The sequence below is a fragment of the Sporolactobacillus mangiferae genome, assembly GCF_023336505.1.
Lineage (GTDB): Bacteria > Bacillota > Bacilli > Bacillales > Sporolactobacillaceae > Sporolactobacillus > Sporolactobacillus mangiferae.
Genome location: NZ_JAMAST010000052.1, coordinates 1 through 701, shown reverse-complemented (window position 1 = coordinate 701; position 701 = coordinate 1). Strand labels below are relative to the sequence as shown.

The 701-nt window shown below is 49.5% G+C and carries 1 protein-coding gene; it reads right to left on the bottom strand.

From position 1 onward, the window contains the following. Nucleotides 1-701 (bottom strand): D/L-lactic acid transporter LarD (larD, locus tag M3N64_RS14005; RefSeq protein ID WP_249104315.1); only part of this gene is annotated, 701 nt, incomplete at both ends.

Below are 701 nucleotides of genomic sequence, written 5' to 3'. Positions count from 1 at the left end.
CCTAGAAAGTAACGTGCAAACAGAGCAGCGCAGGCTGCGCCGAGAAAAGGTGCAATGCCCGGTACAAGAATGCCGTACTGCCAGTCATTGTCCGCCTTGCCGCCCGGGATCGGAAGCAGCGCATGCGCGATTCTCGGTCCCATATCACGAGCCAGATTCATAGCAAATCCAGTCGGGCCTCCCATGCCCATACCGATTGCCCATACGAGCAGACCGACAGCGATCGGAACAATGCCCGGTGTTTTGACGGTGCAGATCGCCAGAATGGCCGTGATAAAAATGAACGTATCGATAAATTCGACAAAGAAGTTGCGCGGCAGATTGCGTACATTAGGATTGGTTGAGAAAATATTACGGATTTTAATCCGGTCGATCTCCTCTGACGCTTTGAATTGATCATAATAGGCGATAAAAACAACTACAGATCCGAAAATGCCGCCGAACACTTCCGCAATACTGATCGGGATTACCTGAGCCCATGGAATATTTCCGAGCACGGCCTGAGCAACGACCATAGCCGGATTGATGGAAACATCTCCGAAAATGAACAGTGAGATCGTGATTCCGAATCCCCAGGTTGTAATCGCAAAGATATGGCCGGAGTTCTGATATTTTGATGTGTTCAGCACTTCGCAGCAGTGCACGCCGACACCAAAGACAATCATTAATGCCGTTCCCAAAAATTCCGCAATTAACTGATG